The organism is Streptomyces changchenzhani, from assembly GCF_039766235.1.
Classification (GTDB): Bacteria; Actinomycetota; Actinomycetes; order Streptomycetales; family Streptomycetaceae; genus Streptomyces.
On the sequence record NZ_JBDHNH010000002.1, the window covers coordinates 539,171 to 551,291 of the forward strand.

At 69.9% G+C, this 12,121-nt stretch carries 13 protein-coding genes; 7 read left to right on the forward strand and 6 right to left on the reverse strand.

The window, feature by feature from the left end:
* Nucleotides 1-144: 144 nt before the first annotated feature.
* A complete protein-coding gene (locus ABCR94_RS10635; protein WP_347118957.1) occupies nucleotides 145-1,641 on the reverse strand; it encodes a DUF3152 domain-containing protein in 1,497 nt (498 codons plus the stop codon).
* An 8-nt stretch (nucleotides 1,642-1,649) separates the two neighbouring features.
* The gene (locus ABCR94_RS10640; RefSeq protein WP_347118958.1) at nucleotides 1,650-2,612 is read right to left on the reverse strand and encodes an alpha/beta fold hydrolase; all 963 of its coding nucleotides are present in this window, start codon (nucleotides 2,610-2,612) and stop codon (nucleotides 1,650-1,652) included.
* A gap of 150 nt (nucleotides 2,613-2,762) precedes the next feature.
* On the opposite strand from ABCR94_RS10640, the gene ABCR94_RS10645 reads away from it, so the two are divergent.
* The 4 genes from ABCR94_RS10645 to ABCR94_RS10660 all read left to right on the forward strand — a co-directional run bounded on the left by ABCR94_RS10645 (nucleotide 2,763) and on the right by ABCR94_RS10660 (nucleotide 4,645).
* Nucleotides 2,763-2,984 (forward strand): Rv3202a family protein, encoded by a 222-nt coding sequence (locus ABCR94_RS10645; protein ID WP_347118959.1) that lies wholly within the window; start codon nucleotides 2,763-2,765, stop codon nucleotides 2,982-2,984.
* 166 nt (nucleotides 2,985-3,150) lie between these two features.
* Nucleotides 3,151-3,792: a TetR/AcrR family transcriptional regulator gene (locus tag ABCR94_RS10650; protein WP_347118960.1), complete on the forward strand. Its 642-nt coding sequence runs from the start codon at nucleotides 3,151-3,153 to the stop codon at nucleotides 3,790-3,792.
* A 157-nt stretch (nucleotides 3,793-3,949) separates the two neighbouring features.
* Nucleotides 3,950-4,177, forward strand: coding sequence for a DUF3107 domain-containing protein (locus ABCR94_RS10655; protein ID WP_347118961.1), 228 nt, complete (start codon nucleotides 3,950-3,952; stop codon nucleotides 4,175-4,177).
* A gap of 201 nt (nucleotides 4,178-4,378) precedes the next feature.
* Nucleotides 4,379-4,645, forward strand: a complete 267-nt coding sequence (locus tag ABCR94_RS10660; protein WP_347118962.1) for a hypothetical protein — start codon at nucleotides 4,379-4,381, stop codon at nucleotides 4,643-4,645.
* A gap of 12 nt (nucleotides 4,646-4,657) precedes the next feature.
* Here ABCR94_RS10660 and ABCR94_RS10665 read toward each other — a convergent pair whose 3' ends face one another.
* Nucleotides 4,658-5,401 carry a ferritin-like fold-containing protein gene (locus ABCR94_RS10665; RefSeq protein WP_347118963.1) on the reverse strand — a complete coding sequence of 248 codons (744 nt, stop codon included), beginning with the start codon at nucleotides 5,399-5,401 and terminating at the stop codon, nucleotides 4,658-4,660.
* Between the two features lie 314 nt (nucleotides 5,402-5,715).
* On the opposite strand from ABCR94_RS10665, the gene ABCR94_RS10670 reads away from it, so the two are divergent.
* Nucleotides 5,716-7,869, forward strand: a complete 2,154-nt coding sequence (locus ABCR94_RS10670; RefSeq protein WP_347118964.1) for a DEAD/DEAH box helicase — start codon at nucleotides 5,716-5,718, stop codon at nucleotides 7,867-7,869.
* Nucleotides 7,870-8,106: 237 nt separating this feature from the next.
* Nucleotides 8,107-8,958 (forward strand): alpha/beta fold hydrolase, encoded by an 852-nt coding sequence (locus ABCR94_RS10675; protein ID WP_347118965.1) that lies wholly within the window; start codon nucleotides 8,107-8,109, stop codon nucleotides 8,956-8,958.
* A 40-nt stretch (nucleotides 8,959-8,998) separates the two neighbouring features.
* Here ABCR94_RS10675 and ABCR94_RS10680 read toward each other — a convergent pair whose 3' ends face one another.
* A complete protein-coding gene (locus ABCR94_RS10680; protein WP_347118966.1) occupies nucleotides 8,999-9,916 on the reverse strand; it encodes an NYN domain-containing protein in 918 nt (305 codons plus the stop codon).
* A 205-nt stretch (nucleotides 9,917-10,121) separates the two neighbouring features.
* Here ABCR94_RS10680 and ABCR94_RS10685 point away from each other — a divergent pair, with 205 nt between their 5' ends.
* Complete coding sequence (locus tag ABCR94_RS10685) at nucleotides 10,122-10,274, forward strand: DUF8834 family protein (RefSeq protein WP_347118967.1); 153 nt, start codon at nucleotides 10,122-10,124, stop codon at nucleotides 10,272-10,274.
* 185 nt (nucleotides 10,275-10,459) lie between these two features.
* Here the strand turns inward: ABCR94_RS10685 and ABCR94_RS10690 are convergent, their stop codons facing one another.
* Both ABCR94_RS10690 and ABCR94_RS10695 read right to left on the reverse strand, forming a co-directional pair.
* Complete coding sequence (locus tag ABCR94_RS10690; RefSeq protein ID WP_347118968.1) at nucleotides 10,460-11,065, reverse strand: MarC family protein; 606 nt, start codon at nucleotides 11,063-11,065, stop codon at nucleotides 10,460-10,462.
* Between the two features lie 81 nt (nucleotides 11,066-11,146).
* Nucleotides 11,147-12,013: a PHP domain-containing protein gene (locus tag ABCR94_RS10695; protein WP_347118969.1), complete on the reverse strand. Its 867-nt coding sequence runs from the start codon at nucleotides 12,011-12,013 to the stop codon at nucleotides 11,147-11,149.
* Nucleotides 12,014-12,121: the final 108 nt, after the last annotated feature.

Here is a 12,121-nt window from a genome sequence, read left to right on the forward strand (position 1 = left end):
GTCCATCGCACCACCAGAAGGGGTGAACACGCGTAACTTTCGCCCCCCAGTAGCGTTCAGTCGCGCTACGGTGCGATTCAGTTACGGAAGGTCAGGCCGCGGCCCATGGCCTGCGCGTCTCGATCACCTCCTGGCCTGCACTCCTCAACTACCGGGGTGCGCCCAGGGGTTGGGCTTGCACTTGACCCCTTCGAGGTCGAGTGTCTTCGTCTGCTGCTGCATGATCGGCGCGAGCGCACCGGGCGTCCGGCAGCTCACATGGCCGTGCCCGAGGCGGTGCCCGACCTCATGGTTGATCAGCATCTGCCGGTACTCGAACATCCGGTCCTTGCCGAAGGTCTCGGCCCCCTGCGCCCAGCGGAAAGCATTGATCATGACGCGGTCGGTCGCGGCCGAATCACAGCTGACATTGTCGATCGTCGTGTCCAGACCGGACTTGGCGCACCACTCGCCCGTGGTCCCGGGGCTCGCGAGCGTAATGACGAAATCCGGCCGGCCGGTCGAAACGCGCTCGAAAGTCATCGCGCCGTTGTGCGCCCAGCTCCGGTCGTCGTTCAGGGTTTTCTGCACGGCCTCGGCGAACAGTGCGTTGTCGAACCCGAGTCCCTTTTCGACGTCCACCCGGTAGGAGAATTTCTGCCCCTTGCCGGGCGCCTGCTGAAATCCGCCGACCGCCTCGAAGTCGCCCTTCATCCGCAGCTTGGGGTCGAGCGGCAGGGGCACGGCCATCTTCTGCTCGTACGTCGCCGGGGCGGCCACCGCCTCCTTGGGCGGGGTCCGCTCGCTCTTGCCGGCGCGTGAGGCGTCGCTGTCCTCGGTACTGCGCTGCTCACCCGCGGCCGGGGCCGCGACCTGCGCCTTCTCGCCCTGCGCGACCTGCCCGGCCACGACCACGGCGAGCACGGTGGTCACCGCGGCGGCGGCGATCCCCGTGAAGGTCCGCCCCTTGCCGCCCTTGGCCGGAGCCTCGTCGGCGTACTCGCCGTCGACACCGTCACCGTCACCGTCACCGTCCGCATTCGCATCCGCCGCGAGTCCGTTCACCTGGACGTCCGGCGTCCCGCGACGGTCCCAGTCGGTGACGGCGTGAGCGGCCGGCCCACGGCGGTCCCAGTCGGTGACCGAGGCGAACGGATCTTGTGTCGCGGTCCCCGCAGCGGCGGCGGCCGTCGCCGTGCCGGTCGCCACCGGGCCCGTCATCGTGCGCGGGGCGTCGAAAGCCTCCATGAACTCCTGACGCGGTCCCGGTATCCGCGGCCCGCCCCCGAAAGGTGTGGCGCGCGGCACTCCGCTCCAGTCGCCGTGGCGCCCCGCGGACTCGCCCCAGCCGCCGCCCGGCTCACGCTGCTCGGGATGCCCGCCGCGGGCCTGCGGCGCGCCCTGCGCAGGAGTGCCGGGGCCGCTGTGCGAGCCGCGGCGCTGGTCGTACTGCTCGTACTGCTGCTGGGGTACGGCGCGGGCGTCCTGCCAGGTCCCCTGCCCGTCGGCCGTCGGCCGCGTGCGGCGTCCCTGGTCCGTCTCCGGCCGCGCTGCCGCGACTCTTTCCTGCGTAACTCTTTCCGGCGCGACTCTCTCCGGTGGTATGCCGGAGGCTTCCACGCCGCCCTTGGGCGCGGGGCCTCGGCGACTATGACGTCCCACGCGCCGGATCAGCTCCTACCGCAGTCATTGACCAGTTCCCGGAAGGCTCTTGCGATCGTCTCCGGGTATTCCATCATCGCCACGTGTCCGGCGTCCGGCAGTGTCAGCAGCCTGGAGTCACGGAAGGCGGCTGCCGCCCTGCGCGCCATACGGTACGACACGAGCTGGTCCCGTCCGCCGTAGACGAGCAGCGTCGGTACGAGCACCCGTTCCGCCTGGCGCCACAGGTTGTGCTGTCCGCCCAGTGTGTACGCATCGACGATGCCGCGCGCCGAGCGGGTCATGGCATCCCAGAAATAAGGCAGTTCGAGCCGCCGCTTCATCTCCTCCACGGCGTGCTCGAACCCCTCGGGAGTGATCATCGAGGGATCTCCGTAACAGAGCCCCATGACCCCCTGGGTGCGCTGCTCGGGGGTCCAGTCCTTGCTCAGCCTGGCGAACAGCGAGGCGACCCCGGGCAGCGCGAGCAGCGCCGTCGGCACCGCCGTGCGCTGCACCCTGATCTCGGGCAGTGCGGGCGAGACGAGAGTGAGCGTGCGCACCAGGTCGGGCCGGACGGCGGCGACGCGCGTGGCGACGGCTCCGCCCAGCGAGTTCCCGAAGAGATGGACGGGTCCGTGCCCGCCGGCGTCGAGCAGCCGGATGACCACGCGCGCGTGGCCGGTGATCGAGTAGTTGCCGTCGTCGGGCGGCGGGGAGTCCCCGAAGCCGGGCAGGTCGACCGCCTCACTGTCCAGGCAGTCGTCGAGCAGCGGCATCAGGGCCGACCAGTTCTGCGAGGACCCGCCGAGCCCGTGCACGTACAGGGCGGGCGGCAGTCCGGTGCGTACCGGGGAACGAGAGCGCACGTTCAGCGTCAGCCCCGGCAGGGTGACGCTTCGCAGCTTCTCCCCCTCGGCGGCCCGCACCGTACTGACCCGTGGAACCGGGGCGGCGGCGACGCTGAATCCGGGCAGCTCGGTCGAAGACATGCGGCAATGTTACGAGACGATCACGCGATGGATCGTGTGTTCGGCGTCACAGATCGCGTAGCGGCCCGCGCCGGGTGCTTCTACGCTCGGATGAAGGGCACTCGGCCCTGACCCCTGTTTTCGTCGGATTCACTGAGAAGGGGAGTCATCATGACCGTCGATCCCACCGATCCGGAAACTTTCGAGGAGTCCGACGATGAGCGTGCGGACATCGACGGAGAGGCTACCGAGGCCGATGCCGTCGAGCAGCACACCGACCTGCGACAGGACAGGGACACCCCGCTGACCGGCATCGATCGTGATGCCGCGAACGAGGCGGACGCCGTGGAACAGGCCCGCGTCGTAGCGCTCGACGAGGACGACTACCGCTGATCCGTCCTTGATCAGCCTTCCCCCGCCGCCCATACCGTGAAATTCTGCGTCCGCACCGCACACAGCCGGGTTACCCAAAAGTACGATGGCGGCCGTGGCGCACCACCGCACACGGAAATAGCCGTGCTGTTGAAAGGCCGCGACATTGAAAGACATGGGAGGCGGCGTGACAGCCACCGAGCAGACAGAAGCGGCCCGCCCGCGAGGCACCCGCCTGCCACGCCGAGCCCGACGCAATCAGCTCCTGGGCGCCGCGCAAGAGGTCTTTGTCGCGCAGGGGTACCACGCGGCGGCGATGGACGACATCGCCGAGCGCGCCGGAGTCAGCAAGCCGGTTCTCTATCAGCACTTCCCGGGGAAGCTGGAGCTCTACCTGGCCCTGCTCGACCAGCACTGCGAGTCGCTGCTCCATGCGGTACGCACCGCCCTCGCATCGACCACGGACAACAAGCAGCGTGTGGCCGCGACGATGGACGCGTACTTCGCGTACGTCCAGGACGAGGGCGGCGCGTTCCGCCTCGTCTTCGAGTCCGACCTGACCAACGAGCCCGCCGTGCGCGAGCGCGTCGACCGGGTGTCGCTGCAGTGCGCCGAGGCGATCAGTGAGGTCATCGCCGAGGACACCGGCCTGTCGAGGGACGAGTCGATGATGCTGGCCGTCGGTCTGGGCGGCGTCTCCCAGGTGGTCGCCCGCTTCTGGCTCTCCAGTGGCAGCACCATCCCGCGCGAGACCGCGGTGAATCTCCTGACCTCCCTCGCCTGGCGCGGCATCGCGGGCTTCCCGCTGCACGGCACGGATCAGAACTGAGGGCTACGGGACCGTGTTCCCGGAGCTTGTTCCCGGTGCGTGTTCGCTTCTGGCGTGCGGCGTCGCCGCATTCGGGGTCCCCTCACCGGGCTAATGTGTGCTGCGTACTGCGCGACTTGTCGCGCACCGCAGCACCGACCGTCGGAGGGACTTAGCCGTGGAGGTCAAGATCGGCGTGCAGCACACGCCCCGGGAGATCGTTCTGGAGAGCGGGCAGTCCGCCGAGGAGGTCGAGCGCGCGGTATCCGACGCGCTGGCCGGCAAGGCACAGCTGCTCAGCCTGAGGGACGCCAAGGGCCGTACGGTCCTCATCCCCGGTGACCGGATCGCGTACGTGGAAATCGGCGAGTCCGCAGCGCGCAAGGTGGGCTTCGGCGCCGTGTAGGCGTCGGTGGCACCGCAGCACCAGACAGACGGAAGCGGCCCGGTGGGATTCCCCACCGGGCCGCTTCCGTCTGTCTGTTCCGCTGTCTGTTCCGCCCGGATTCCCGCCCCCGAAACGGCCGCCCGGAGGGTTGCACTCCACGAGCGGCGGGTAGTACGGGCAATGACCCATTTGCCCCTTGGTTCCGCGGGAGGAAACTACGTGATCTGGGAAGCTTTCGGCTCCGCCGCCCTGGGATTCGCTCTTGCGTGGGTGGCTGTCCACCGACTGCCCGACCGGCTGCCGTCCCGGCGCCTGGTGCTGAGCGCGGGCCCGCTCGGCGCGCTTTTCGGTGCGTACGTCACCCACTCCGCCCTGGGCCCCGGCCATGTCCTCGCAACACTGATCGGCGCGGTGGCGATGGGGGCGGTCCTGCTCTCGCTGCTGGTCCGCCCCACGGGCCGTATCCGCCGTTCGGCGGCGGCGTAGCGCCTCCGGCCGTTACGCCGCCAGGCCCAGCGCCGCCATGCGCTTGGTGTGGGCCTCGGTGATCCGGGAGAACATCCGCCCCACCTCCGCGAGGTCGAAGCCGTCAGCGACGCCCCCAACGAGCATGGTGGACAGCGCGTCCCGGTCCGCGACGACCCGCTGGGCCTGCGAAAGCGCCTCGCCCATCAGCCTGCGGGCCCACAGCGCGAGACGCCCACCGCAGCGCGGGTCGGCCTCGATCGCCGCACGCACCTTTTCCACCGCAAAGTTTCCGTGACCGGTGTCGTCGAGCACGGCGAGCACCAGCTCACGGGTGTCCGAGTCCAGCCGCGCCGCGACCTCGCGGTAGAAGTCACTGGCGATCGAGTCGCCGACGTACGCCTTGACCAGGCCTTCGAGCCAGTCGGACGGCGCGGTCTGGCGGTGGAAGTCGTCCAGGGCCTTGGCGAACGGCTCCATGGCCCCCGTCGGCTCCTCGCCGATGGCGGAGAGCCGGCTGTTCAGCTGCTCGAAGTGGTGGAACTCGGCGGACGCCATCTTCGCCAGCTCCGCCTTGTCGGACAGCGTGGGCGCGAGCTTGGCGTCCTCCGCGAGCCGCTCGAAAGCGGCCAGCTCGCCGTACGCGAGCGCGCCCAGCAGATCCACGACCGCGGCGCGGTAGGCGGGCTCGGCGGATGCCGTGTCCCAGTCCTGTGCTGCGATACCGGTGTGCCCGGTCTTTTCTTCGGGTGCAGTGGCGTTGTCAGGCGTCTCCATGGAGCGCACAATAGCCCGCTCTTCGCAGTACGTAAGGGCCCGGTCAGTCACCGGCGTCACACTGTTCCGGTAAATCTTCCCAACACACATGCGCGATTTGGGGGTACAGTGGTAATGCGCCTGCTGATGTACCCAGCGTACTTCGCGGCGCATTTGAATGAGGATGCCCGGTCGGTGGCCCGATCGGCTCCGACCCGACAGCCCTCCCCGTGAGTCGTGCGAAAGCGTACGACCGCACATGAGGGTCCCCCTCAGCGGCACGAGCGCTTGAGCGATGGCACGTGGTCCCGCGCCACCCGGCCCTTCTGGTCCGGATGAAATCGGCGCGGTACGACCCCCTTCGTTCGCCTCTAGTCGCGTCTCACAGAAGAGGCAGCACCCTGACTACGTTCCGAGACCTCGGGATCCTTACCGAGACGGCCGAAGCCCTTGAGGCAGTCGGCATCGTGTCCCCGTTCCCCATCCAGGAGATGACGCTCCCCGTAGCGCTCTCCGGCAGCGACATCATTGGCCAGGCCAAGACCGGCACCGGCAAGACGCTCGGCTTCGGCCTTCCGCTGCTTGAGCGCGTCACCGTCCCCGCGGACGTCGAGGCAGGCCGGGCCAAGCCCGAGAAGCTGACCGAGGCTCCCCAGGCACTGGTCGTCGTCCCCACCCGTGAGCTGTGCCAGCAGGTCACCAACGACCTACTGACCGCCGGCAAGGTCCGTAACGTGCGCGTGCTCGCCATTTACGGCGGCCGCGCGTACGAGCCGCAGGTCGAGGCGCTCAAGAAGGGCGTCGACATCGTCGTCGGCACCCCCGGGCGTCTGCTCGACCTCGCGGGCCAGAAGAAGCTCGACCTGTCGCACGTCCGCTCGCTGGTCCTCGACGAGGCCGACGAGATGCTCGACCTGGGCTTCCTGCCCGACGTCGAGCGCATCATGAACATGCTGCCGGCGAAGCGCCAGATGATGCTGTTCTCGGCGACCATGCCGGGCGCCGTCATCAGCCTCGCCCGCCGCTACATGACGCAGCCGACGCACATCAGCGCCACCTCGCCCGACGACGAGGGCGCGACTGTCGCCAACATCACGCAGCACATCTTCCGCGCCCACAACATGGACAAGCCGGAGCTCGTCTCCCGCATCCTCCAGGCCGACGGCCGCGGGCTCGCGATGATCTTCTGCCGTACGAAGCGCACCGCGGCCGACATCGCCGAGCAGCTCGAAAAGCGCGGCTTCGCCTCCGGCGCGGTCCACGGCGACCTCGGGCAGGGGGCGCGCGAGCAGGCCCTGCGCGCCTTCCGCAACGGCAAGGTCGACGTGCTCGTCTGCACCGACGTCGCCGCCCGCGGCATCGACGTCGAGGGCGTCACGCACGTCATCAACTACCAGTCGCCTGAGGACGAGAAGACGTACCTCCACCGCGTCGGCCGCACCGGCCGCGCGGGTGCCAAGGGCATCGCGATCACGCTGGTCGACTGGGACGACATCCCGCGCTGGAAGCTCATCAACAAGGCGCTGGACCTCCCGTTCGACGAGCCGGAGGAGACGTACTCCACCTCGGCCCACCTGTTCGAGATCCTGGGCATCCCGGCCGGTACGAAGGGCACGCTGCCCCGGGGCGAGCGGACCCGTGCGGGTCTGCGCGCCGAGCAGGTCGAGGACCTGGGCGAGACGGGTGGCCGCGGCCGCAAGTCCCCACAGGCCGCCGCCGCGCCGGTCGTCACGGAGGAGCGCCCCGCGCGCACCCGTACGCCGCGTCAGCGGCGCCGTACCCGTAACGGCACGCCGCTCTCCGCCGAAGAGGCAGCAGCCAACGCGGCTCCGGTGACTCCGGTCACCGAGGCACCCGGTTCGTCCGAGGCCGCCGCCGAGGTGCGCACGCCGCGCCGTCGTCGCCGTGCCCGCGTCGCCGACGCGGTCGCGGTCGCCCCGGAGCCGGCCCAGGCCGCGGTCGCCGTGGCTGAGGCACCGGTCGCCGAGACCGAGGCACCGACGCAGCCGCGTCGCTGTACGCGTGGCAAGTCGGCCGACGCCGTCGAGGTCGTTGCCGAGGCCGAAGGCATCGTGGCGGAGGCGGAGGCCGCCGCCGAGGCGAAGCCGCGCCGCCGCACCCGTGCAGCCAAGGCCGAGGTCACGGAGGCACCCGCCGCCGAAGCCACAGAGACCGCCGAGCCGGCCACCAAGCCCCGCCGCCGCACCCGCGCGACAAAGGCCGAGGTCACGGACGCACCCGCCGCCGAAGCCACGGAAGCCGCCGAGCCGGCCACCAAGCCCCGCCGCCGCACCCGCGCGGCCAAGGCCGAGGTCACGGAGGCACCCGCGGTCGAAGCCACGGAGGCCGCCGAGCCGGAGACCAAGCCCCGTCGGCGCAGCCGCGCGGCCAAGGCCGAGGTCACGGAGGCACCCGCGGTCGAGGTGACGGAGCCGGCCACCAAGCCGCGCCGCCGCACCCGCGCCGCAGCCGCCCAGCCCGAAGGCTGATCGCAGCTCTCCGCCGATGGCCCGGTTCCCCGCAGGGGGAGCCGGGCCATCGGCATGTGGTCCGGCGCGGGATAGCGAGCCGGGTGGCGCGGAGGGCGACCGGAAGGCTCCGGGGCCGGGGCCCTGAGCACGAGGCGCGGTGGCCAGGGCCGAGTTCCGCGCCGCGCACCAAGCCGCCCGCACCCAGCACCGCGCCCCGCAGGGCGCCGCGCCGCCCGTACGCGTTAGCCTCGTCGCATGAGCAGGCCGCCCACTTTCACCCCGCCCCCCGGTACCCGAGCCCTCCCCCTGCGCACGACGCGCGGGGTGTTCGCCGCGCTCGAAGCCGAGCCGGCGGAGGCGGAGCCCAAGGGCACCGCGCTGTTGCTCCCCGGGTTCACCGGAAGCAAGGAAGACTTCATCGCGATGCTGCTGCCACTCGCGGCGGCTGGCTACCGGATCCTCGCGGTGGACGGGCGCGGGCAGTACGAGTCCGACGGCCCGGAGTCCCAGGAGGCGTACTCCCAGGGCGAGTTGGCCCGGGATGTGCTCGCGCAGGCCGAGGCAGTGGGCATCCCCGTACACCTGGTCGGGCACTCGCTCGGCGGTCAGATCGCGCGCGCGGCGGTGCTGCTCGACCCGACACCGTTCGTGTCGCTCACGCTCATGTCGTCCGGGCCCGCCGAAATCGCACCGTCGCAGCAGCAGAAGGTGCAGCTGCTGACGGAGGCACTGACCGTCATGTCCATGGCTCAGGTGTGGGAGGCGATGCAGGCGACCTCCACGCCCGAGGAGCCGGAAGACACCGACACCGACGGACCGGCCCTGCGGGCACGCTGGCTGCGGCACAGCCCCGCGCAGCTCGTCGCCACCGGCAGGCAGCTGAGGGGCGAGCCCGACCGGGTGGCCGAGCTCGCCGCCGCGGGGCTGCCGCTGCACGTGGTCTCAGGGGCGGCCGACGACACCTGGCCGGTGCCGGTGATCGACGACATGGCCGAGCGGCTGGCCGCGCGCCGGACGGTGATCGAGGGCGCGGAACACTCCCCGAACACGGACCGGCCCGAGCAGACCGCGAAAGCCCTGGCCGACTTCTGGGACGTACTGCGCTGACTTCTGGGACATCCTGCGCCGACAGAGCGCGGGAAGACGCTCAGTACTGCGCCTGAAGGTGCTGCCAGAACCCGTCCCGCAGCGCCCGCCGCAGATCCGCGTGCCCTCGCAGCGACCGCTGGAGCAGCCGCTCCGCCTCGACGAGCAGCTCCTGGTCGACGGATCCCGGCAGATACGGGTGTCCGGGCAGCAGGTCGGCCAGCGACTCCCTGCCCCGCTCCCCCAGCCATGTCGCGGCGATCTGCGCGCCGATGAAACGGACGCTCTCGCGGGAGGGCCGCGGGGTGCCCTCGTTCTCGTACGTCGTGACCGGGCGCCGGGTGACGTACGGCTGGCAGAAGTCGAGCTCGAACGTGCGTTGGCTGTCGACCTCCCAGAGCAGCGGTTCGGCCTGGTTGCGGCCCTCCCCGGCCTCGATGCCCCACAGGTGGACGCGTGCGCCGTACCCCTGTGCCGCCTCGACCGCGGAGACCAGGTCCTCGTCGCCGCCGACGAGCGCGGCGTCGCTGATGGCCCGGTGTCTGGCGAGCGATTCCAGGTCCGTACGGATCAGGGAGTCGACGCCCTTCTGCTGATTGTTGGCGTTGAGGTTGCCGAGACGGACCTTGACGTCCGGCAGCTCGGCGATGGATTGCTGCTCGGTGGTGTGAGTACGGCGCCTGGCTCCGTCGTACCAATAGACACGCAGCAGTCGGCTGTCCGCGAAGATCGTGCGCGCCTTGTCGATGAAGGCCTCGATGATCCCTTCCGCGTCGAGATCGAAGGACCTGCGGTCCTCGGTCCCGGTCACCAGCAGCCCGGCCGCCGCGTAGACGTATCCGGCGTCGACAAAGATCGCGTGGGTGGAGGGGGTCTTCGAAACCTCGGCGATCATGCGGTGGAGCAGCTCATTGGTGCGGTCCAGGCGGGCACTGATCCTGGCGAGTTCGGTGGGGCCCGAAGGCTGTGCGTCGTCCATACGGATCCCATTGTCCGTGGCGCGGCCGAGACGGCACAACCGATCCGCCCACCAGCAGGTATTTAGATAGACGAAAGTTTTCTTTAGCTTAGGGAATGATTGCACGGTGCACCCCGTTGTACCCACAGGAACGCGGGGCACTCCAGCCATGCGATCCACTCACCACAGTTCTCCGTCACCGGAGGATCAGACGAAGGGAGAAGCCATGCGCTTCGAGATCATGCGACTGGACGACGTCGACGGTTCCGCCGTTGACAGCACAGTCGTGGACGCCGCTTCCGTCAACCGGATGGTGCAGCAGGCCGCAGCTGTCGGCCAGCGCATCTACATCCGTCCGGCCGAAAACTCGGCCTCGTAATACCCGACGCATTCGCTGTTCGAGTTGACGAGTTGATGACGACGAGTCGTGAAGACGATTTGATGTGAAGAAGTAAGTGAAGCGCCCCCGTACTCATGTGTACGGGGGCGCTCGTGCGTCGCGACCGGACCCGGTGGCGACGAGATCCGGTGGCGACCGGACCCGGTGGCCACCAGACCTCTCGGTCAGCCGTTCCGGATGACCTGGGTCACGCCGTTGATGATCTGCTGCACGGCGATCGCGGAGAGCATCATGCCGGCGAGCCTGGTCACCAGGACCACACCGCCGTCCTTGATCACGCGGATGATCACCAGCGAGTAGCGCATGGTCACCCACAGGACGACGTGCATCGCCACGATCGCGGCCCATACCGAGATCTGCGACTTGACGCTGTCGGCGTGCTGCACCGCCAGGATCACCGAGACGATCGCACCGGGACCCGCGAGCAGCGGCATGCCCAGCGGTACGAGCGCGACATTGACGTCTTTGGTCTGCGTCGGCTCGTCGTTCTTGCCGGTGAGCAGGTCGAGCGCGATGAGCAGCAGGAGCAGACCGCCCGCGATCATCAGCGCCGGGACGGAGACATGCAGGTAGTCGAGGATCTGCTGGCCGAGGACGCCGAAGACGGCGATGACGCCAAAGGCGACGGCGACCGCCTGCCAGGCCATCCGGCGCTGCACCTTGGCGGGACGGCCCGAGGTCAGACCGAGGAAGATTGGCGTGATTCCAGGGGGGTCCATGATCACGAAAAGTGTGAGAAAGAGGGATCCGAAGACGGCAAAGTCGAGCACAGTGTGGCCTTGCGAGAAGAGGGTCGTACGGAGGAGGGGTGGCGCGGCGGTGGAGGGGTCCCTCTGGAGCGCGGGGATCCGCTACCGGCGGGGGCTTCCGCCCGCGCCGGGCACCGGGAACGCGCCGGTGGAGCGCCGGGTGATCTCGCCGTAGATCTCGGGGTCGGTGGTCGACTCCCCGAGCCGTACGGTCTTGCGACTGCCGTGGTAGTCGCTGGACCCGGTGACGAGCAGACCGAGATCGGCCGCGAGCGCACGCAGCCGGGCGCGGGTGGGCGCGTCGTGGTCCATGTGGTCGACCTCGATCCCGTCGAGGCCGACGGCGGCCAGTTCGGCTATCGCGCTCTCGGGGACCGTGTGGCCGCGCCTGGCGGCGCCGGGGTGTGCGAAGACGGTGACGCCGCCTGCCGCCTTGACCAGGCGGATCGCGTCGAAGGGGTCGAGCTCGTGCTTGTCGACGTAACAACGTCCGTCATTGGCGAGCCAGTTGGACGTGAAGGCGTCGGAGACGGTCTCGACGACACCGAGCTCGACGAGCGCGGAAGCGATGTGCGGGCGGCCGATCGAGCCGTCTCCCGCGATACGGGCCACCTGGTCCCACTCGATGGGCACGCCCAGCTCCTGGAGCTTGCCGACCATCCCCCGGGCGCGGGGCACCCGGTCGTCGCGTACCAGCTCCATCTCGCTCGCCAGGTCCGGCTCGGCGGGGTCGAAGAGGTACGCCAGCATGTGCAGCCCGATGCCGTCGACGCGGCAGGAGAGCTCCGCGCCGGTGACGAGGGTCACGGAGGCGGGGAGCGCGGCGATCGCCTCGGCGTGTCCGCGCGTCGAGTCGTGGTCGGTGAGCGCCACGACGTCAAGACCGGCGGCGGCGGCGTTGCGCACCAGCTCGGCGGGGGTGTCCGTGCCGTCCGACGCCGTGGAGTGGGTGTGCAGGTCGATGCGCACGACGCGTGACTCCGGGGCTCGGCTGGACAGGGGGACGGTCGAAGTCTAACGGCGGTCCGGCGGACCCCTGCCCGGCCGACCGGCAGTTGCCCGGTGACGTACAGCCGG

Coding starts and splice junctions, on each gene's coding strand:
- ABCR94_RS10640 (WP_347118958.1), bottom strand. CDS start 2,612: ATGTCTTCGACCGAGCTGCCCGGATTCAGCGTCGCCGCCGCCCCGGTT.
- ABCR94_RS10645 (WP_347118959.1), top strand. CDS start 2,763: ATGACCGTCGATCCCACCGATCCGGAAACTTTCGAGGAGTCCGACGAT.
- ABCR94_RS10665 (WP_347118963.1), bottom strand. CDS start 5,401: ATGGAGACGCCTGACAACGCCACTGCACCCGAAGAAAAGACCGGGCAC.
- ABCR94_RS10670 (WP_347118964.1), top strand. CDS start 5,716: ATGAAATCGGCGCGGTACGACCCCCTTCGTTCGCCTCTAGTCGCGTCT.
- ABCR94_RS10675 (WP_347118965.1), top strand. CDS start 8,107: ATGAGCAGGCCGCCCACTTTCACCCCGCCCCCCGGTACCCGAGCCCTC.
- ABCR94_RS10680 (WP_347118966.1), bottom strand. CDS start 9,916: ATGGACGACGCACAGCCTTCGGGCCCCACCGAACTCGCCAGGATCAGT.
- ABCR94_RS10685 (WP_347118967.1), top strand. CDS start 10,122: ATGCGCTTCGAGATCATGCGACTGGACGACGTCGACGGTTCCGCCGTT.